22 protein-coding genes are annotated in these 20,423 nt (G+C 49.9%); 12 read left to right on the top strand and 10 right to left on the bottom strand.

Annotation, left to right across the window (positions count from 1 at the left end):
- Nucleotides 1–69 precede the first annotated feature (69 nt).
- The 5 genes from IM638_18580 (at nucleotide 70) to IM638_18560 (ending at nucleotide 4,842) form a co-directional block, all read left to right on the top strand.
- Nucleotides 70–909: an arsenite methyltransferase gene (locus IM638_18580; protein MCA6365044.1), complete on the top strand. Its 840-nt coding sequence runs from the start codon at nucleotides 70–72 to the stop codon at nucleotides 907–909.
- A gap of 56 nt (nucleotides 910–965) precedes the next feature.
- A complete protein-coding gene (locus IM638_18575) occupies nucleotides 966–2,414 on the top strand; it encodes a hypothetical protein (protein MCA6365043.1) in 1,449 nt (482 codons plus the stop codon).
- Nucleotides 2,415–2,519: 105 nt separating this feature from the next.
- A complete protein-coding gene (locus IM638_18570) occupies nucleotides 2,520–3,863 on the top strand; it encodes a hypothetical protein (protein MCA6365042.1) in 1,344 nt (447 codons plus the stop codon).
- 36 nt (nucleotides 3,864–3,899) lie between these two features.
- A complete protein-coding gene (locus tag IM638_18565) occupies nucleotides 3,900–4,277 on the top strand; it encodes a group III truncated hemoglobin (protein MCA6365041.1) in 378 nt (125 codons plus the stop codon).
- A 91-nt stretch (nucleotides 4,278–4,368) separates the two neighbouring features.
- Nucleotides 4,369–4,842 (top strand): hypothetical protein, encoded by a 474-nt coding sequence (locus IM638_18560; protein MCA6365040.1) that lies wholly within the window; start codon nucleotides 4,369–4,371, stop codon nucleotides 4,840–4,842.
- A gap of 40 nt (nucleotides 4,843–4,882) precedes the next feature.
- Here the strand turns inward: IM638_18560 and IM638_18555 are convergent, their stop codons facing one another.
- The 4 genes from IM638_18555 to IM638_18540 form a co-directional block, all read right to left on the bottom strand.
- Nucleotides 4,883–5,587 (bottom strand): alpha/beta hydrolase, encoded by a 705-nt coding sequence (locus IM638_18555; GenBank protein ID MCA6365039.1) that lies wholly within the window; start codon nucleotides 5,585–5,587, stop codon nucleotides 4,883–4,885.
- Between the two features lie 130 nt (nucleotides 5,588–5,717).
- Nucleotides 5,718–7,850 (bottom strand): carboxy terminal-processing peptidase, encoded by a 2,133-nt coding sequence (locus IM638_18550; protein MCA6365038.1) that lies wholly within the window; start codon nucleotides 7,848–7,850, stop codon nucleotides 5,718–5,720.
- An 87-nt stretch (nucleotides 7,851–7,937) separates the two neighbouring features.
- Nucleotides 7,938–8,438: a TlpA family protein disulfide reductase gene (locus tag IM638_18545; GenBank protein MCA6365037.1), complete on the bottom strand. Its 501-nt coding sequence runs from the start codon at nucleotides 8,436–8,438 to the stop codon at nucleotides 7,938–7,940.
- 2 nt (nucleotides 8,439–8,440) lie between these two features.
- Nucleotides 8,441–10,528 (bottom strand): tungsten formylmethanofuran dehydrogenase, encoded by a 2,088-nt coding sequence (locus IM638_18540; protein MCA6365036.1) that lies wholly within the window; start codon nucleotides 10,526–10,528, stop codon nucleotides 8,441–8,443.
- Between the two features lie 148 nt (nucleotides 10,529–10,676).
- Between IM638_18540 and IM638_18535 the strand changes: the two genes are divergently transcribed.
- Together IM638_18535 and IM638_18530 are read left to right on the top strand one after the other, a co-directional pair.
- The gene (locus IM638_18535; protein MCA6365035.1) at nucleotides 10,677–11,015 is read left to right on the top strand and encodes a carboxypeptidase-like regulatory domain-containing protein; all 339 of its coding nucleotides are present in this window, start codon (nucleotides 10,677–10,679) and stop codon (nucleotides 11,013–11,015) included.
- 183 nt (nucleotides 11,016–11,198) lie between these two features.
- Nucleotides 11,199–11,669 carry a toxin-antitoxin system YwqK family antitoxin gene (locus IM638_18530; protein ID MCA6365034.1) on the top strand — a complete coding sequence of 157 codons (471 nt, stop codon included), beginning with the start codon at nucleotides 11,199–11,201 and terminating at the stop codon, nucleotides 11,667–11,669.
- A gap of 60 nt (nucleotides 11,670–11,729) precedes the next feature.
- Here the strand turns inward: IM638_18530 and IM638_18525 are convergent, their stop codons facing one another.
- The gene (locus IM638_18525) at nucleotides 11,730–13,373 is read right to left on the bottom strand and encodes an aldehyde dehydrogenase family protein (GenBank protein ID MCA6365033.1); all 1,644 of its coding nucleotides are present in this window, start codon (nucleotides 13,371–13,373) and stop codon (nucleotides 11,730–11,732) included.
- A 63-nt stretch (nucleotides 13,374–13,436) separates the two neighbouring features.
- Nucleotides 13,437–14,045, bottom strand: a complete 609-nt coding sequence (locus IM638_18520) for an NUDIX domain-containing protein (protein ID MCA6365032.1) — start codon at nucleotides 14,043–14,045, stop codon at nucleotides 13,437–13,439.
- A gap of 7 nt (nucleotides 14,046–14,052) precedes the next feature.
- On the opposite strand from IM638_18520, the gene IM638_18515 reads away from it, so the two are divergent.
- The 5 genes from IM638_18515 to IM638_18495 all read left to right on the top strand — a co-directional run bounded on the left by IM638_18515 (nucleotide 14,053) and on the right by IM638_18495 (nucleotide 18,428).
- On the top strand, nucleotides 14,053–14,694 hold the full coding sequence (locus IM638_18515) for an orotate phosphoribosyltransferase (protein ID MCA6365031.1): 642 nt from the start codon (nucleotides 14,053–14,055) through the stop codon (nucleotides 14,692–14,694).
- Between the two features lie 15 nt (nucleotides 14,695–14,709).
- The gene (locus IM638_18510; GenBank protein ID MCA6365030.1) at nucleotides 14,710–15,114 is read left to right on the top strand and encodes a hypothetical protein; all 405 of its coding nucleotides are present in this window, start codon (nucleotides 14,710–14,712) and stop codon (nucleotides 15,112–15,114) included.
- A gap of 32 nt (nucleotides 15,115–15,146) precedes the next feature.
- Entirely contained in the window at nucleotides 15,147–16,772 is a 1,626-nt protein-coding gene (gene pruA / locus IM638_18505) for an L-glutamate gamma-semialdehyde dehydrogenase (GenBank protein ID MCA6365029.1), read from the top strand.
- Nucleotides 16,773–17,384: 612 nt separating this feature from the next.
- Nucleotides 17,385–17,900, top strand: a complete 516-nt coding sequence (locus tag IM638_18500; protein ID MCA6365028.1) for a helix-turn-helix transcriptional regulator — start codon at nucleotides 17,385–17,387, stop codon at nucleotides 17,898–17,900.
- A 117-nt stretch (nucleotides 17,901–18,017) separates the two neighbouring features.
- Nucleotides 18,018–18,428, top strand: a complete 411-nt coding sequence (locus tag IM638_18495; protein ID MCA6365027.1) for a helix-turn-helix transcriptional regulator — start codon at nucleotides 18,018–18,020, stop codon at nucleotides 18,426–18,428.
- A 50-nt stretch (nucleotides 18,429–18,478) separates the two neighbouring features.
- On the opposite strand, the gene IM638_18490 is transcribed toward IM638_18495, so the two are convergent.
- From IM638_18490 to paaB, 4 genes are all read right to left on the bottom strand, one after another.
- Complete coding sequence (locus tag IM638_18490; GenBank protein ID MCA6365026.1) at nucleotides 18,479–18,667, bottom strand: hypothetical protein; 189 nt, start codon at nucleotides 18,665–18,667, stop codon at nucleotides 18,479–18,481.
- 114 nt (nucleotides 18,668–18,781) lie between these two features.
- Nucleotides 18,782–19,288: a phenylacetate-CoA oxygenase subunit PaaJ gene (gene paaJ, locus IM638_18485; GenBank protein ID MCA6365025.1), complete on the bottom strand. Its 507-nt coding sequence runs from the start codon at nucleotides 19,286–19,288 to the stop codon at nucleotides 18,782–18,784.
- Between the two features lie 43 nt (nucleotides 19,289–19,331).
- The gene (paaC, locus tag IM638_18480) at nucleotides 19,332–20,099 is read right to left on the bottom strand and encodes a phenylacetate-CoA oxygenase subunit PaaC (GenBank protein MCA6365024.1); all 768 of its coding nucleotides are present in this window, start codon (nucleotides 20,097–20,099) and stop codon (nucleotides 19,332–19,334) included.
- An 8-nt stretch (nucleotides 20,100–20,107) separates the two neighbouring features.
- Nucleotides 20,108–20,404, bottom strand: coding sequence for a 1,2-phenylacetyl-CoA epoxidase subunit B (gene paaB, locus IM638_18475; protein ID MCA6365023.1), 297 nt, complete (start codon nucleotides 20,402–20,404; stop codon nucleotides 20,108–20,110).
- Between the last annotated feature and the right edge of the window lie 19 nt (nucleotides 20,405–20,423).

Raw genomic sequence — 20,423 nt, 5'->3', positions numbered from 1 at the left:
AAAATAAGGGTGTTGTGATTTGTTTTTTGAGTTCGATATTATCGTAATATTGCGATAAATCAAACTCACATGCAAAATTCAGACGAACTCAAGGCGCTGGTCCGGGAGAAATACAGCGAAATTGCTTTACAGGATAAGAGCACCAACGCCTCATCCTGCTGCGGAGCCACCACAAGCTGCGGCGATCCGGTTTACAGCATCATGTCAGACCAGTATGATGCCCTCAAGGGATACCAGCCCGAAGCTGATCTGGGACTTGGGTGCGGACTTCCCACGGAGTTTGCCAAAATCAGGCCCGGGGATGTAGTCATTGATCTGGGCAGCGGAGCCGGTAACGATTGTTTTGTAGCCCGTCACGAAACCGGTGCTACGGGTAAGGTAATCGGCATCGACTTTACGCCGGCCATGATTGAGCGGGCCCGTGCCAATGCCGAAAAACTTGGTTTTCACAACGTGGAGTTCAGGCAGGGCGATATTGAAAAAATGCCCGTTACGGCTGGCATTGCCGATGTAGTGGTGAGTAACTGTGTGCTCAATCTGGTTCCGGATAAAGCCGCTGTATTTGCTGAAATCAATCGTGTGCTTAAGCCCGGCGGGCATTTCAGTATTTCCGATATCGTGCTTGAAGGGCACCTCACCAACAGTGTGCGCAAAACGGCTGAACTGTATGCCGGCTGTATTTCAGGAGCCATACAGAAAAGTGAATACCTGGGATTGATTGAAAAGGCCGGTTTTACAAACATTACCGTGCAGAAACAGAAAACCATTGAGGTGCCGGAAGAAATACTCAGCAGCTACCTGAGCGCGGAGGAAATTAATGCCTTTCGCGAATCGGGCACTGGTATTTACAGTATTACGGTGTTTGGCGTGAAAGACAGTAGTTGCACTCCCGGTTCGGGATGCTGCTAACTTATTTGCCCGGATGTGCGTAAAAGGCTAATTTGCACCCCAACGCAAGGCCTTTTATGCACATCCGTTTTATTGCTCTGTTTGTTCTGGCCTCTTCTTTAAAAGGGCTTTCCCAGGATTTTCCCGGATACAGCGCCTCCCCGTATGCAGGTGCTGCCGGGCTTTGGTTTAACCCGGCTACAGCGGCTGATAACAATTACAGTCTTGATATCCTGCTGGCAGGCGCCAGTGTGGAAGCGGGCAACAATTATGCAGGTATCCGCAGGGCTGATATTCGTAAGCCAACGCTTGGTCTTGAAGACCTGAAGCTGCGCAACATCAATACAAAAAAAGCGGCTTTTGTGCGCGGCACAGTGCTCGGCCCCGGCATCATGCGGTCAAACGAAAAGTCGGGCTGGGGCATTAACCTGAACATGCGCAATTATGTGAATGTGGATGGTGTTAACCGCGATCTGGCCCGTCTGATTGCCTATGGCTTTGATAATCCGCCGCAGTTTAATGCGAACTACACCAATAACCGGTTAAGTGTAAATGCCATGAGCTGGGCCGAGGTGGCTTTTACCTATGCCGCGGTGCTTCGCAATGGTGCCGAGCATTACCTTGCTGCCGGTGTGCGGCCTAAGTTGCTTTTCGGGCTGGCGGCCGTGCATGTGGATTTGAGCGATGCCAACTATACGGTGCCCAACGACAGTGTGATTCAGCTGTATCGTGGCGATCTGCGTTTTATGCACAGCGACCAGATTACATTTAACAGTGCGCTCACCCCTTCGTGGGGCTTTCGTACCAGTCCGGGACTGGGCCTCGATGCCGGTCTCATTTACGAATTCCGCCCCGAAGTGATGCAGAAAAAGCCCGACCAGCGCCGCGTGTGGCCCGGACTGCGTGGCGAGCGGGCAATGTATAAATACCGCATTGGTCTGGCGCTGCTCGATGCCGGAATTATTCGTTTTCGTCGCGGCGAACTGAGCGATGAATATGCGGTGAGCGCCGGCTACTGGAACACCAACGGCGAACCCATTAACCAAACAGCCCCGGCACCGGTGTACGGCACATTCGAGCTGCGCAACGGTGGTGCCGATGCAGGCAATGCCATGTGGATGCGTTTGCCGCTGGCACTTAACCTGCACGGCGATTATCAGTTCCGTCAGGGCTTGTTTGTGGGCGGCAATGTGTATTCGGCGGTTTACCTGCGCGGCTCACGTATGGCGCGTGTACACGAGCTTACCCGCGTAAGCATAACCCCGCGCTACGAAAACGAGTGGTTTGGTGTGTGGGCCCCCGTGTCGTTTTCGCGGCTGGGTGTGGCGGCGGTGGGCGGCGGCGTAAGGCTGGGGCCGCTTTCGCTGGGAACCAATGATATTCTCGGTTTACTTTTCCCGCGCAAGTATAACTTTAGCGCCGATGCGTATTTCGTGCTCAAACTCCCGCTTTTCCCCCTTCCGCATCGTGCCGGAAAAGCCGGTAAAGCACAAAAAGGCGGCAAAGTGGACGAGTGTGCCGACTGATTTTTTGCCTCCGGTACAACATGGCACTGATCTTGCACGTTAACTCATAAACCACCATCAAGAAGTTTATGAAACACGCATACACTCACCAATTCCTCAGTAAGTATGCGTTACGTGGTTTTCCTTCTGCTTCTGGCTTTTCCCGCCGCGCTGTCTGGCGTTGAATACACCGCTGTGTACACCATTAAAAACGGCAACAGCTCGTTGCGTGTGCTTCGTTTGCGAAGCGATAAGGTGTATGAATACCTCTCCTACACAAAGAAAAAAGCCACACGCGATACGGGTATGTACGAACTCAACGGACGCAAGCTCGAACTGAAAACAACCATGAAACGGCACGGGCCCAACCCCATGCTGCGCAAAACATTTTTTGTTTCGCCGAAAGGGCTCTACGAAAAACGCCGTGATGTGTGGTTGGGACGCCGTCCGAAAATGGCCGCCGCCGCCAACGATGCCAGCCTTACCCAGCACTGGCTGGTAAACCCGCTCACCCGCGAAACATTAACGGCCAACGGTTTTACAGCTGTGCCCGAACTGAAAAAGCCTGCCGTAAAGCCCAAACCTTCTTCGGCCACGTATGTGCAGCCCGCCAATGCCGGTGATCTTGCAAAGCGGTTTTACATTCAGACTGCCAGCCGATACACAAAAGGCTACGACAACATACTTTCCCAAAGCTATTGCGGCCCCGACTGCTATTACCATGTAATAAATGATTCGCTTGTAAAACCGGTAATCGATACGGCCGAAGCAAAGTTGTTCTCCGATTTTGAAACCGTGATACATGAATCGGTGCACATGCACAACAAAGGCGGCTACCTCATCATTCCGGGAATTTATATTGATGTGCCGCGCACAAGGGCTTACAAAACAAGTTTATTTACTCCGGTTGTCCCTGCAGATGCACGCGAGAAAATTTTCCGCTACAAAACCTATGTCGATTCCTCTTCGCATGTAAGTGCAAATATATCGGGCATTTATGGTTTGCTCGACGAATATTCGGCCTATTTTAATGGTGTACACGCTTGTCTGCAGGGCGCAAAACAAGCACTCAAAGACGGCGATACCACACGCGCGGCAAAGTTTATGAGTATGGCTTCGGGCACTGCGCAGGCGCACTACGAATTCAGACTTTTTATTGCCTGGTATGTGCATTATGCCAGCCTGAAGGAAAAAGAGGCGTATGAAGGTATGATGGGAAACCAGAACCTGCGTGTGGTGTTTACACTGCTTGATAATGAATTCAGAAACACACTTACTGAGCTGAATAAACTGAGTAAAATAAAAGGACTGGGCTTCTACAGCAGTTTTGATATATCGTATTATGGTGAAGCACCATCAGATAATTATCTTTTCAATAATCTGAAAAAAGAGGAGCAATGGCTTGCCAAACTCAAGATTGATAACGTGACCACGGCTAATTATCAGCAATTTCTGAAGCCGAAAAAATAAGCAGGTGTTTCAGACTGAAAAGCGGAACTTTGCGCTATGGCCGAATTTAAACCCGATCTTGTTTCCGATCACGATATTGAACAGCTGTTGCTGTCGTTTTATGAGAAGGTACTGGCTGATGAACAACTTGCCCGTTTTTTTGCCGGTACCGATATGCAGGCCCATCTGCCTCGGATTGTAAGCTTTTGGTCTGGTTTGTTGTTTAATACCGGTGGATTTTCAGGAAACCTGATGGAGGCGCATATGCATTTGCATGAAAAATATACGCTTTCAGAAGCTGATTTTGGACGTTGGCTGGAGCTGTTTTTTGCTGAAGTTGACAGTAAATTCGCGGGTATCAAGGCAGAAGAGGCTAAAAGCCGTGCCCGGTCAATTGCCAGTGTATTGAGTTACAGAATAACGGGGCAAGTTTGAATTATTTCTGTAAAAGTTATCACAAGATTTGGTTTTTTGCTTGCGGACTTAGGTGGTGTGTTGTAGTTTAACGGCGTCAACCCTACACTCCATGACCTCCAACTCCACACAATTTAATCGTGTTCGAGCGTCTGATGTTATTGCAGCATTTCGCTTTGCCTCTGAAGCACTTGTAAAGGATCCTTCCGATACGCTTTTGCTGAACGAGGTACTTGCTGCTGCCGAAAATGAAGAAATGCAGGACAAGGCTCCGGCCGAAATCTGTCTGCTGGCCGATACCGTGTTTAGCCTCACGATATCGCCGGCCATGAAAAACCGTTTTGCGCTGGCTGCAGTGGCCGCTTCATTTCTGCATACTCCTGATCAGGCGTGGAAATTCTTAATGCATGCTTTTGATGCTGACCCCGCTCAACTGACCAATTTAGACTGGGCTCGCAGGCTGGCGGCCAATAGTAAAATCCCCGATCTGCGCCATTCACTTGAGCTTTTTGCCCAACGCGCCGAAACCGGCGATTTCCCCGCAGATATTTACATGGAACTTAACGACATAGTGTACACCACCTGACAGCCCCTGAGGCTTAGAAGTGTTAAACACATGTTTGTGTTTAATACATAAACCGGCGCAGAAGTTCTTCAATGCGCTGCAAATCGGCCTGCTCTACGGGGTGGGTGGTGTTGGGCAGCACGGCCAGCTGTGCGTTTGGCAGTTTACGGTAAATGCCGGCGGTTTCTTCAATGCTTACCATCGTATCCCGGTCGCCCACACTGAGCAGCACCGGGTGTGCAATTTGTGCAAAGTCTTCGTCGCTCAGTTCGGGTGTTTCGCCCAGGTTGTGCATGAGTGCGGCGGTGGCGTGCAGCACATCTTTCCAGTGTTGCGGTGCATGCCGTTCTTCAAGGGTGCGGGCAAAGTGGGGGACTTTCTGCTCAATTGTTTCGGGATGCAGCAGCCTTACTTCGCGTGCGGATACATCGGGGCTCCATGCAAACTTTGTAGCCAGTGTGCAAATACGCCCCACGCGTGAGGGATAATGCCGAGCCAAATAAAGCGCCACGTATCCGCCCATGCTGTAGCCGAAAATATCAACACGCTCCAGGCCTTCTTCATTCATATAGTCAATGGCGCTTTCCGCAAACTGCTTTATGCTGAATGGCAACACCGGCATGCTCCGGCCGCCGTGACCCGGGAAATCAAGCGTGCGTATCTGTCCGCAATGCGTTTCTAATATATGCTTTAACGGAGTTAGCTGCCGGGCCGCTCCGATAGCTCCATGCAGCATGAGCATTGGCGGACGATGTAACACGGTCATAGATGTGATTGGTTGAACGATTGCGTTATCAAGTTACAAAACAATGCCTCAACCGGCAAATGACCAAACGCATTTTGTTATAAAAAAAGAGCCGCAGCATGCGCTGCGGCTCTTACCAGGGAAGCAAATGTTAATTGCCTTTCATGTCATGTACAATGTGTGCGGCTTCGCTCAAATACACGTCTTTGCCAAGTTTTTCAAGCCAGTCGGTTTTGCGGGCGGTGCGGGAAGTATCGCCTGCAATCATTTCCATGTCTGTTTTCAGTCCGATCGGTTTCATCCCGGCAATTGGTTCTTCAAGAGCCTTGAGTGCTTTGTTTTCTTCTTCCAGTTTCTTGCGCTGAGCCATATAGTCAGTGAGCAACAGCGATTCAAGCGTCATGTCTTTTTCGCGTTTCAGTTGCTCGGCTTTGCTGCTTATAATCTGGAAGCCTTTGTTTTCAGCCACACGCTTGCGGCTCATGTCATTCAGCGCACTGAACTTCGGTGCATTGCTCCAGAGCGTATAATCTTCCTTGCGGATCTGATCCCAGGCAAGCGGATTGTCGAGATCTTTCTCGCCGGTTTCAATAAGGCTGTAAATTCCAGGCAATGAAATATCCGGTGATACACCTTTAAGTTGTGTCGAACTTCCATCAATGCGGTAAAACTTCTGGATGGTCACTTTCACCGCGCCCAGCGGATCGTCGAAACGTTTACCATCACTGTTCACCTGGTCCAGATCGTAGAAGTTTTGTACAGTACCTTTCCCGAACGAGTTGCTGCCTACTATTACGCCGCGTTTGTAATCCTGAATGGCTGCGGCAAGAATTTCAGAAGCAGATGCACTGTTCTCATTTATCATTACCACCAGCGGGCCCTCATACACGATGTTTCCACGGTCGGGATCAACGTACGGACGGGCGCCGTTTCTGCGTGAGCTTACTTGTACCACCGGACCTTCCTTAATAAACAGGCCCACCATTTTCACCACTTCCTGCAGCGAACCGCCGCCATTATCCCGAAGATCAAGGATAAGGCCATCTATGTTTTCGGCTTTGAGTTTTTCAATTTCACGCTTCACATCATCAGCAGCATAGCGGGCGGCTGTTTTACCCTTAGTGAAATCAGCATAAAACGAAGGCAGTTTGATGTAACCTACTTTACCGTTTTGCTCAATCACTGCACTTTGTGCAAAGGTTTCTTCAAGCACCACAATGTCACGGATAATCGAAATAACTGTGGTTTGCCCGTCAGGCTTTTTTACCGTCAAGCGCACTTCCGTGCCTTTTTTACCACGAATCAGTTTCACCGCATCACCCACCTGCATACCTACAATGTCCACAGGGTCTTTGTCGCCCTGTGCCACTTTCAGAATAAGATCGCCGGCTTTGAGTTGCCCCTGTTTTGAAGAAGGACTTCCGGGCATAATGCTGATTACTTTAATATAGCCGTCTTTCTCTTGCAGCGTGGCTCCAATGCCTTCCAGCTGTCCCGACATGCGGATGTCGAAATCTTCTTTATCGTTGGGCGGATAAAATTCGGTATGCGGATCATACACACCGGTAAGTACATTTACAAATGAAGCCATGCGGTCAGCACGATCAACCTTTGCCAGACGATCAAAAATTTCGTCTTCCGTTTTTTTCACTTTCTCTCGCGCTTCGGATTCAAGTTCGGCATCCGACTTTACCACAAAATCTTCCTTCTTGGTTTCTAGTTTTTTATCCTGCTCTTCCTTCAGATCCACAAAACGCACCAATACCTGATATTTCAGGAATTTACGCCAGGCTTCGCGCATTTCGGTTTTATTTTTTGCGTAGGCTAGTTTTTCAGGATCAAGCTCCACCGATTCTTTCACCGTAAAATCAAAAGGCTTGGAAAGAATTTCGGTGTAGTAAGTCCGGTCTTCAGCAATGCGCTTGTTGAGTATTTCCACTGTTTTGTCGAAGAAATCGAGCGAGCCGGCTTTCGACTGGTCGTCGATTTTGTCGTAATGTTTTTTCAGTTCATCCACATCCGACTGCAACAGGATTTTTTTGTTGTAGTCAGAGCGTTCAAGGAACATGTCGAATACCTTATGGGAGAAATCGTTGTTGATATCTACCGGACTGTAATGTTCAATACCGAGCAATTCGATGGTGCGTGAAAGTATGGCCTGTTCTTTCGGACTGGCGTTGGGGGCATTTAAAGCAGCCGCACAACTCGAACCAATAATGGCAAATGCAGAAAGTCCCAGTACAACGGGCAGGGACACAAGAATGAATCTGAATTTTTTTGTCATATGTATTAAAGAGGATGTAACAGACGAATTTACGCAAAAACCGCGCCGGAAGATCGTTAAGTTGTGTTAAGCGGCCATAGGGCTGTGTTAGCGGGCCAGTGCGCGAATGCGGTTTATCTGGTCCGGCTCGTTCCAGGCGGTGGAACCCATTACACTGTAGGCTACTTTGCCGGTACGGTCAATTATGTAGGTGCAGGGCAGTGCGTGAATGCCGTTGCTTTTATGTGTTTGTGCGCTGCGTAAAAACACAAACGGGTAATTGTGTGAGCTTAGAAAGCGTTGCAGGCGTTCGTCGGTTTCGTCGGTAATGCACACAAAGGCTACATTTTCGCCGGCCAGCTGTTGCTGCGCATCTGCCATCGAAGGCATTTCCCGTAAACAGTCGGCGCACCACGATGCCCAGAAGTTGAGCACTACCACTTTGCCTGCATATTCGTTGAGTGATGCGGGCTTACCCGCCGCTGTATGCAGTGTGAGATTGCCGAATGCAATGTCGGGCGGTACGCGGTAGCGGTTGTAGAGAATAATGGGTGCGGCAATAAGCCCGATTATCAGACCAATTTTAGCACCTGTTCCGGGCCTTATCATAGTCAATAATTCAGCAAACGCTCCAGTGCAGCCGCCACCTTATCGGCATTGGGCAGCATGGTTGCTTCGAGTGTGGAGTTGAGCGGAATAGCCGGAAGATTCTCCGCACCAATCAGTTCAACCGGGGCGTCAAGTGCCTCAAAGCATGCACGCTGAATACGGCCGGTAAGCGCCTGTCCAAAACCATTGTTGGCGGGCTCCTCGGTAACTACCAGACAGCGGCTGTGCTTGCGTACCGATGCAAATACAGTTTCTTCATCGAGCGGTACAATTGTACGCAGATCCACAATTTCTACCCGGTTCCCAAAGGCTTTTGCCGCGTTTTTGGTCCAGTACACGCCCATACCGTAGGTAATTACCGTAACGGTTGTAGCGTCTTTCTGCACCGGCGCTTCCTGCACCATGCGGGCTTTGCCAAAGGGGATGATGTACTCTTCATCCGGCTCAATGGTTTTTGCATCTTCGGTGCCTTTTATTTTCGACCAGTAAAGACCTTTGTGTTCCAGCATCACAACGGGATTCGGATCGTAGTAAGCTGCTTTCATCAGGCCTTTCAAATCGGCACCGGTAGAAGGATACGCGATTTTGATGCCGCGGATATTGGCCAGCACGGATTCAACGCTTGAAGAGTGGTAGGGGCCACCGCTTCCGTAGGCGCCAATAGGCACACGGATTACACAACTTACCGGCCATTTGCCGTCGGAAAGGTAACACGAGCGGCTCACCTCGGTGAAAAGCTGATTCAGGCCCGGCCAGATGTAATCGGCAAACTGTACTTCCACAATGGGTTTGCAGCCTGCAGCCGACATGCCCACCGTGCTGCCAATGATAAAGGCTTCCTGAATGGGCGTGTTAAATACACGGTTGTCGCCAAATTTCTGAGCCAGTGTAGCGGCTTCGCGGAACACGCCGCCAAGCCGGCCGCCCACATCCTGGCCGTAGAGCAGGGCTTCGGGATGTTTGGCCATAATTTCCTGCACGGCAAACAGGGCCGAGTCCACCATTACAGTTTTCTCTTTACCTGCGGGCTCGCGCACACCGCGCTCTTCCGTTACAGGCGTGGGCGCAAAATCATGTGTAAACAGGTCTTCCGGGCGCGGATCTTCGGCCTGAAGGGCTTTGGCATAATCGGCAGCCACGCGTTCTTTGGCGCGGGCTTCAATGGCTTCAAGTTCTTTGCTGTCGATGCCGTTTACCAGCAACTGGTTGCGCAAACGCGGAAACGGATCGCGCTTGGCGGCTTCTTCCAGATCGTCGCGATACCACTCTTTACGCACACCCGAAGTGTGGTGGTTGAGCAGCGGCACTTTGGCATGTACCAGAAACGGACGGCGTTCCTTGCGTATCAGACCAATTACTTCACGCAGGGTTTCATAGCTGCGGAAAAAGTCGGTACCGTCAATGGTGCGCGTTTCAAGGCCTTTGAAGCCTTTGGCATATTCGCTGGCATCCTGCGCACGGATTTCTTTCGCGGTGGCCGAAATGTCCCATTCATTGTCCTGCACGAGATAAAGAATGGGCAGCTTTTTAAGCACAGCCATCTGAAAGGCTTCGGCCACTTCGCCTTCGGTAATGCAGGCATCGCCCAGCGAACAGGCCATTATGGGAAGTTTATCGCCAAAGTCGGCCGCCAGTTTTTGCTGTTCGAGGTATTTTAAACCCATAGCCACACCGGTGCTCGGAATGGCCTGCATGCCCGTGGCCGAGCTTTGCATAGGTATTTTGGGCATGTTATCGCGGCGCAAACTCGGGTGGCTGTAATACGTACGCCCGCCCGAAAACGGATCGTCGCGCTTGGCCATGAGCTGCAGCATGAGTTCGTATGGTGTAATGCCAATGCCGAGCAGAATGCTGTCGTCGCGGTAATACGCGGAGAGAAAATCCTGCGGCAACAGCTGCAGCCCCAGCGCCAGCTGTATGGCTTCGTGGCCGCGTGAGGTAGCATGCACATATTTGGAAGTGACTTCGCGGTTGGCTTCATAAATTTCAGCCATAGCCACGGCAGTACACATCAGTTCATACGCTTCAAGCGAAACAGTAACAGGAACGGCGCCTGTTTTTCCTTTTGTTTCCGTAATAGATCCCGCCATCGGTTCAGATAATCTTTTCGCCTCCGAAGGTACGCCTTTTCCGGCCATCGCATTCAGAAGTGTGTTAACATAAACATCATATAAGCATCATTATTCATAAACCTGCTTTTTCACCGGGTTAAGATAGTTTTGCATCAGCATTCAGCCAATGAAAAAATACCTGTTTATATTCTTCTTTACTCTTCAGGCCGTTCTGGTTTCGGCTACTGTGCCCGGCACGCAGCCCGTATTTCTCAGTGGTACAGTTTCAGATGCCGCCACCGGTGAAACACTTGCCGGTGTGGAAATTCACATCAAAGGTTCGTCGCAGGTTATCTTTACCGATCTGGAAGGCCGGTTTACGCTGGCTGATTTACCCGAAGGTGAAGTTGTGCTTGAGTTTCACAGCCAGTTCTACGAAGTAAAAAATGTGTCCGTGAACGTAAACGCTAACGAAACATCTTCTTTCCAGCAGGAGGCTCTTACCATACAGCTTCAAGGCCGCTGATTCTTAACGAAAAGTTTACAAATCCTCCGGAAAGTTATTTTTTCGGAGGATTTTTCAATTTTATTGCACTGATAATCATGGTCTTATCTGTTTGTAAATTCAATGTTATGAAATGATGATGCGAATGTAGCCGGTTGATCTACTTTTGATAGTGAACAATTATCCAACGAAAGGAGCACCGCTATGAAAACCTTATTTCTTGTTTTTGCCTTTGTAGCTTCCCTGGCGCTTAACGCGCAGCAGATTAATCTGGTAAACGGACTTTACACCTCGGCCGACGGTAAGTTGTACACCGGTACGGTGACCGAGTTTTATGAAAACGGACAAAAGAAATTTACCGCTGAAGTGGTGCTTGGTAAAATGGAAGGCACAGCCGTGTATTTCCATCACTCAGGTTCACGCATGGAGGCCGGAAATTATGTAAACGGACTTCGCCATGGTATTTGGGAAAGCTGGAACGAGGGTGGACTCAAAACAGGTGAAGCCAGTTATCTGATGGGCGCAAAAAATGGCCGCTGGCTGGTTTGGGATTCAAACGGAAAACTTCGTACCGAAATGCATTATGCCAACGGTGCAAAAACCGGTATCTGGAAAATGTGGGATGAAAACGGTGTACTCACCGGCGAGAAAAACTACAGCTCACAGGCTCAGTAAACAACTTTGATTATATGATGAAAAGAAAGGCGACCCTTGCGGTCGCCTTTCTTTTGGTGTTTACACGGCTTTGCGGTGACTAAGCCACACAAAGCGCCGGTTTACAAAATCAGGATTGCTGAAGGTGGCGTTTCCGGCAGGGTTGCCGCCGGTAACGTGTAAGTCGGAAAAAGCGGCGTGCTGGTTTACCCAGATGTGGCCGGTGAGGTTTACCGAAACCTGTACAAAAGCCGATTCGAGATGCAGAAGGGCTTTTTTCTCGAAGGCGGCATCGGTAGTATAAAGCGCACAGGTAATGGCACCCTGCTTGCGGGCTAGCTGGGTAATCAGTTGCAGGGCTTCGTCGCGATCGGTAGTTACCACCACAATGCTGATGGGCCCGAACAGTTCGGAAGCATATATCGCTTCTTCCGAAGCTGTTGTTTTCAACAGCACCGGCGAAATGCTGAGTGCCTGCGGAAAATCGGGCTGGGCAACGGAGGCGGAGGGAAGCAGCACCTCGGCGCCGAGATTGGATGAATTGGCTACACGTTGGAGTGTGCGTTCGTTTTGCAACGTGGCAAGGGTGCCGGCACCGGTTTTCGGATTTTCGGTAAGTGCTTTTATGGCGTCGGCAAGGCGTGTGGCTACCTCGCTGGCCGGAATGTGTTTTTCGCCATCCCACACACCCTGAGCAGGAACAAAGAAGTTTTGCGGCGCCGTACACATCTGTCCGGAGTACAGGCACACTGAAAATGCAAGGTTTTGAAGCACCTCATCGAGGTTTTTCACTGATTCGATGAGCACGCTGTTTACACCGGCTTTTTCGGTAAACACGGTTTTGCCGGGCAAACTTTCGAGCGTTTGTCCAAAACTGCTGCCGCCGGTGTAGTCGATTATCTGCACAAGGGGATGTTGTGCCAGTAAAAAAGCCAACGGCTCGGCAGCGGTATCGGGAGCAAGCTGCAAGGCCATCGCATCGGAACCTGCGGCGGCAAAAGCGTCCTGAATGCAGCTTGCCGCAATAGCCGCAGGCAAAACAGCACCCGGATGTGGTTTCCAGATAACGGGGTTGCCGCACATGAGGTTGGCAAAAATGCCCGGCAGCGAATTCCACGTCGGAAAAGTGGAGCAGCCTATGCTCAGCGCAATGCCTCGCCCCACGGCTTTGTAGGTTTTTTCGAGTTTTACACTGGTTTTACCCAACGGTTTTTCCCACCACACACTGGCCGGGAAGTAAGTAATAGCCTCGTAAGCCGATGCCAGTGCCTCCAGCGCGCGGTCGGCAGTGTGCGGGCCCGAAGCCTGAAAAGCCATCATAAACGATTGGCCCGAAGTGTGCTGCGTGGCAAAAGCCAGTTCGAAAAAACGGGCTCGCATAAGTTCGAGTGCATCAATAAGTATGGATGCCCGCTTTTCGGGCGTAAGGTCGCTCAGGCTGTGCCGGGCCGTTCGGGCGCGCAACAACAGTGCCCCGGCATCAAAAACCGGGTAGGTAATACCTAGTGGCTGCATGGTCCAGGGCGAACGTTCTTCGCCCGCCCATTGCAGTGTGCCGGGTTGAAGCAAATCTGCAAACGGTTTATTCAGATGTTGTTCGAAAGCGGCAAGCCCCAGACTTTTTTCGGTTTCGGCATAAGCGCCGGGATGTTCAGGATAGGCGGTGAAAAAAATCCGGCTTCGCAGTGCCGAAAGAGCCTGATGCAGGTCAGGGCGTGTAATCATAGCGCGGGTTGGTTAAGGCAGTGTCACTGTAACGCAGGGCAGGGCATGCGGGTTTCAATGGCATCAGGGCTGACCAATAATTTCGGTCACCGAACGGTAGGTGTTTTTCATGGCCTGATAAAGGCCTACATCATCAAGCCACTCGGCCTGCGTAATTCCTTCCTCCAGTTGCGGCACGAGTTTGCGTGTATCCGTGCAATGCATCAGATACCAGTATGTTTTTTTTATAATGGGTTCGTTGCCATGCATGTAGGTATGCCAGGTAGTTTGAAGCTGTTTTTCAATCTGCAGTCCCGAAATACCGCATTCTTCTTCCACTTCGCGCAGGGCTGCCTGTTCAGGTGTTTCGCCGGGGTCTATTTTACCTTTGGGCAGATCCCACCTGCCGCTGCGAAAAATCATCAGCGTGTGGCCTTTTTTATTCAACACCCTGCCACCTGCTGCTTCAATAACTGTACAGGAGTTTTCAAAATCGGCAAGCAGCGTATTCACATTTCCGTGAACAAGCAGTACCTCCGGAAAATTTTCGCCCGATGCGTGGGCCTGAAGGATGATTTCACGTAAAAGCGCCGGCGCATCATAGCGTATGTAAAGCATGCCTTGTTTGTAGCTGCCAACAAAGGGCGCCTGAGCAAGTATGAGCGGACGGTTGTTGATGAAAACTTTATACATTTGCAGCATGGTCACGAACACCGAGACCGCTTCTAAAGTTGCGGAATTTCTCCTACAAATTAAAGCAATTAAGCTTCAGCCTGCACAACCCTTTACCTGGGCCTCTGGCTGGAAATCGCCTATTTACTGCGATAACCGTAAAACGCTCTCGTACCCCAAAGTACGTACTTTTATACGTCAGCAGTTTGTTCAGCTTATCCACGCGCATTTTCCCCGTCCCGATGTAATTGCCGGTGTTGCCACCGGAGCCATTGCACAGGGTGCACTGGTGGCCGAAGAAATGGGGCTGCCTTTTGTATATGTGCGTCCTGAGCCCAAAAAGCACGGACTGGGCAACATGATTGAGGGCGAAATTGCCTCCGGACAATCGGTGGTGGTTATTGAAGACCTGATTTCTACTGGCGGCAGCAGCCTTAAAGCTGTAGAAGCCCTTCGCGATGCAGGCTGCGAAGTAAAAGGCATGGCGGCTATTTTCACCTACGGGTTTCCGGATGCCGAAAAGAATTTTGCTGCAGCAGGTGTCGAACTCATTACGCTGAGCAATTACCCTTCGCTCATCCGACAGGCATTACACGATAATTATATTACCGAACAAGATCTCGAAACACTCGAAGCCTGGAGGAAAAATCCCTCGGGGTGGGGAGTATAATACATATACCGCTTTATGACGCGCATCGAAACCGAAACCGTTACCACAGCAAAGTCGCAGGAAGAAGTATTTGCCTTCCTCACCAATCTCAATAACCTCGAAAAGCTGATGCCGTCGCAGGTTACCAACTGGAAATCAACCAACGAAACCTGTTCGTTTACTTTGGGCGGTATGGCCACGGTGGGTATGCGCATTGCTTCGAGCACACCGCACAGCCTCATTAATCTGGTTTCCGACGGAGGTAAAATCCCATTCTCCTTTACACTCGATATTCACATTGCTGCGGCAGCCACGGGCAGCGGAAGTACCGGCAAGCTTTTGTTTCAGGCCGATATTAATCCGTTTCTGCGCCCCATGGTGGAGCCGCCGCTGCGCAACTTTTTCAATATGCTCATCGGTAAGCTGAAAGATCTGCCTTAACCGATTGCTTCACACACATTCACACACCACACATGGCAACAGGATTTTTTAATGTACCTCAGCCGGTAAACGAACCGGTGAAAAGTTATGCCCCCGGCAGCGCCGAACGTGCCGAATTGCAGCAAATGCTGGCTACCCTGCGCAGTCAGGAACTGGATATTCCCATGTACATTGGCGGACATGAAGTGCGCAGCGGCAATCTCAGCCGTCTTGCCCCGCCGCACGATCACAAGCATACACTCGGGCATTTTCACAAGAGCGATAAAACGCATGTGCAGCAGGCAATTGATGCGGCACTTGCCGCACGCGAAAAATGGGTGAACCTGAGCTGGGAACACCGCGCCAGCATTTTCCTGAAAGCTGCCGATCTGATTGCCGGCCCGTACCGCGCCAAACTCAATGCCGCCACCATGCTCGGCCAGTCGAAAAACGCTTTCCAGGCCGAAATCGACTCTGCCTGCGAAATCATCGACTTCCTGCGCTTCAACGTGCAGTTTATGACCGAGATTTACCGCCAGCAGCCCCACTCGGCGCCCGGCATGTGGAACCGCATGGAATGGCGTCCGCTCGAAGGATTTATTTATGCGCTTACACCGTTTAACTTCACCGCCATTGCCGGCAACCTGCCCAGCTCATGTGCCCTGATGGGTAATGTAGTGGTGTGGAAGCCCAGCAACACACAGGTGTATGCCGCCAATGTGCTTATGGAAATTTTCATCCGCGCGGGCGTGCCGGCCGGTGTAATCAATCTGGTGTATCCTTCAGGCCCGGATGCGGCGGATGTTATTTTTGCACACCCCGATTTTGCCGGCATTCACTTCACCGGTTCTACGGGTGTGTTTCAGGACATCTGGAAAACCATTGGTCAAAACATACACCGCTATAAATCGTACCCGCGCATTGTGGGCGAAACCGGCGGTAAGGATTTTGTAATGGTGCATCGTTCGGCCGAAGCGCCTGCAGTAATCACCGCACTTTCACGCGGTGCTTTTGAATATCAGGGGCAAAAATGTTCTGCAGCTTCCCGCGCCTACATTCCGTCAAATATCTGGGACGAAGTGAAAGCCGGTTTGCAGCGCGATCTTGCTTCGTTCAAGATGGGCCCCACCGAAGATTTCTCAAATTTCATCAATGCCGTAATCGACGAGAAATCGTTCGATAAGCTGGCATCGTTTATTGATGCAGCCAAGAACGATCCGAACGTGGAAATTGTGGCTGGCGGCACTTACGATAAATCAAAAGGCTGGTACATTGCGCCCACCGTACTCCGTGTGGATGATCCGATGTACGTAACCATGTGCGAGGAGCTTTTCGGACCGGTGCTTACCATTTATGTGTATGATGAGCACAAATTCGAAGAAACGCTTAAACTGGTGGATAAAACATCAATTTATGCGCTCACCGGTTCAATTATTGCGCAGGATCGTTATGCCATTGAACTGGCCACCAAAACGCTCGAACATGCGGCGGGTAATTTCTACATCAATGATAAGCCTACGGGAGCAGTAGTGGGGCAACAGCCTTTTGGCGGCGCCCGCGGTTCGGGAACAAACGACAAGGCAGGAGCAATGATAAACCTGCTGCGCTGGGTATCACCCCGTACCATTAAAGAAACCTTTGTGCCTCCTGTTGATTATCGTTATCCCTTTCTTGGATAATATATAACCACGGCAATTATTTCTTCTGAAAAGCCCCGGCATCAAAAGCCGGGGCTTTTTTCATAACCGGACTGATAATAACAGTAAGTTTTTCCAAAAACAACAGAAAAAAATGAAGGTTCAAACCCTAGCGGAACTGCAGTACGGGTTTCATTTTTTCTGAAAGGGCTGTAAATGAAAATGAGTTTGGTCTGTCTAAACAAACAACGAATAACAGAGGTAAGCCTTTAGCTATTTCTTCCTTGTATTCATTGAAAGTTGTATGAATATCATGCAATTCAAAATAAACGAAAGCACAGGCCGGATAATCTGATTTTATTAGGTTGGGCGAATGTCGCTTTTTGAAAATACTTGTTTTCGCTGATGAATTTCGGGGGATACCAAAGAAGTTTTTTAATTTCTTTGACTCAATAATGTGAAACCTAAGCAGAACGGGTAATTTATACAGAAATACTTGTCTGCTGGGGGGGCTCACACACCGATAAAAATATGTAACTTTCATTTTCAATATTGGAAATCAAAATCAATCCGTGAAATTATTATTTAGCTACAGGAAACAACTATTGATAATCTGCAGAACGCTCATTCTCAAGCAAATGTTGAGATTTGGGCATGGCACTACACATCGGAAAATTAATCCGCAAACGCATCGAGCAGGCGGGCATGAACAAGAGCGAATTTGCCCGCCGGATCAACTCTACACCGCAAAATGTGTACAGCATTTTCAAACGCGAATCAATAGATACCGATTTACTCTGGGAAATTTCGCGTGTATTGAATTACGATTTTTTTCAGCATTACACTACTTCCGGCGGGGCCTATCTGAACGACGATTCAATGTCGTACAAGAATGCTTCGGAACTGAACAAGGAACTGGCTCAGGTAAAACGAGACACCGAATTGTTTGCGCAGGAAAACCGATATCTCAAAGAGTTAGTAAGGCTGCTTCGTGGTCGAACCGAAGGTCTGCCTTTCGAATTGCCTGAACAACCGGCAAAAACGTCAGATACTAAAAAGTCGTCCCAGAAGCAGGTATCACAAAAAAACACTAAAACCACCAAAGCGAACACAAAGAAACAACCTAAAACCACTAAAGCTGCCGCTGGCAGTTCGCTCAAACGCAAATAATATAACTCCGTTTTCTTGGGGAAGGAACCGGCAGATTTATTGCTCTAGCGTTTTTGTTCTGAAAATAATAGCTGAATCAATTAATTACAAACCACAAAAACAAACAGACCCACAAAAATGGCATTACACATCGGAAAAATTATTCGCCAGCATCTTGAGGAATTGGGGATGACGAAAAGCGAGTTTGCCCGTCGTATCAGCACTTCACCGCAAAATATCTATGGTATTTTCAAGCGTAAGTCAATTGATACCGAGCTTCTCCGCGAAATTTCGCGTACCCTCAATTACGATTTCTTTCAATATTATTCTTCTTCGGCACTTGTGGTGCATGAAGACAAAGCTGCTTATGGTAAAGCTCAGGTAATGACTGCCATGGAGCTTCAGCGCGAACTCGATGCGGCTAAGAAAGAGCTCGAAATTCTGCGCAGCGAAAACGCGTATCTGAAAGAGATTCATAAACTGCTGAAAGAAAGATCAGACGCAGATCCTGCTGTTCCTGCCCCCGCCCCCAGCAAAAAAGGCAAGTAACGGTGTTTCTTCACATAAAAAATCCCGTCTGTTAGCGCAGACGGGATTTTTTATGCATGACTTTCAGCAGGCTGTCCTTTTTTCTCAGGCAGCATAAGCAGAATAAATACGGCGATAAACGGCAATACACAACCTATCCCAAACCAAACGGCAAAAGAGCGTCCAAGGCGTTTGGCTAAAAAGGCGGCGGTGAGCGGCACCAGAAAAAAGAAGGCACCAAAAAATCCAAGTACAGGCATGAAGTGGTTGTTCTATGAAACAAAGTTAGTGTTTTTTTATTATTTAGAACAAATGTTCTAAATAATTGCCGCCTCACCCCAAAAAAAAAGACCGGCAATTACCGGTCTCTTTTTTCAGATGCACTTGAAATAGTCAAACGGCTCCTTACAATCGTCGCATTGCCAGAGGGCTTTGCAGGCTGTGGAGCCGAAATTGCTGATCATGTGGGTGTGTGCCGATTTACAGCGCGGACAATGCACTGTTTTGCCGGCGCCGTGTAATGCGGCTTTTTCGGCTGTGCTGTGTTCGGGCGGTGCAATGCCGTATTGACGTAATTTTTCGCGGGCCTCGTCGGTAAGCCAGTCGGTAGTCCAGGCCGGGCTCAGCATGTATTTCACGCTTACCTGGTCAAAGCCGTTCTGTGTAAGGCTGCGTTTTATTTCGTCGCCAATTACATCCATGGCCGGACAGCCGCTGTAGGTGGGTGTAATGCCCACAAACACGTTGTTGTCTTTCACTTCCACGCTGCGTACAATACCCATTTCCACCACGTTCAGCACGGGTATTTCAGGATCGGGTACGCGGCGCAGGAGATTCCACACGGCGGCAGTTTCTGCAAGAGTGGATTGTTCCGGCTGCATTCGTTTTCAGTTATTCATTCAATCGCTTCGCCGGCGGGGGCTGTTACCAGTTCACACCGGGATAGGCGCGGGTAAGTGTTTGCATTTCGCCCAGCAGGTAGCTCAGGGCTTCGGTATGCACGCCCTCACGGCTGCCTTTTTGCATCCAGCTGTCTGGCGGAAGTGTAAGTGTGGCCTGGCTGAGTATGCTTTCGAGCTGCTTTTTCCACGGCCCGTGAAGTGAGGCAATGTCGGGAATAATGCCTGCGGCAACGAGTTGGGCATCGGCTTCGGTGGAGGCAAATAAATCGCCGGTGTACATCCAAAGCTCGTCGATGCCTTTTTGCATGCGGCGGTGGCTTTCTTCGGTACCATCGCCGAGGCGAAGTGTCCATTCCGTGCAGTGGCGCAGGTGGTATTGAATTTCCTTGTGTGCTTTAGCGGCAATGCCAGCAAGCTGTGCATCGGTACTTTGGCGAAGGGCGCTGTAGCACAGATCGGCAAATACCGTGTAGTAAAGCTGGCGGGCAATGGTCACTCCGAAATCGCCGTTAGGCTGTTCTGCAAGCAGGGCATTGCGGTAATCGGCCGAGAGGCGGCCATAAGCGAGATCATCTTCGCTCCGGCCTTTGCCTTCTGTTTCGCCGGCATACGTAAGCAGCAGGCGTGCCTGACCAATGCAATCGAGTGCAATATTGGCCAGTGCCAGATCTTCTTCCAGAATGGGGCCTTTGCTGCACCATTCGGAAAGCCGGTGCCCGATTACAAGGCTGTTATCGCCAAGGCGAAGCAGAATTTCGAACAACGCCTGTTGTTTATTGGTTTCGCTCATGGCGGGAATTACATGTATTTAACGCCTTCGGGAATTTCGTAAAACGTGGGGTGACGATACGGCTTGTCGTTCGAAGGGTCGAAGAACGGGCCAATATCTTCCGGGCTGGATGCCGTGATGGCGTTGGCCGGAACAACCCAGATGTTTGTGCCTTCGCTGCGGCGGGTGTAAACGTCGCGCGCATTCTGAAGGGCAATTTCCTTATCGGGTGCGTGTACACTGCCGCAGTGTTTGTGCGGCATACCTGATTTGGTTTGTACGAATACTTCCCAAACAGGCCATTGACTATCGGTTACTGAACTCATTTTATGGTAGAATCGGTTT

The sequence above is a fragment of the Bacteroidota bacterium genome, assembly GCA_020402865.1.
Lineage (GTDB): Bacteria > Bacteroidota > Bacteroidia > Palsa-965 > Palsa-965.
Note: the sequence above shows the minus strand (reverse complement) of the source record. Positions and strands in the feature narration are given on the sequence as shown.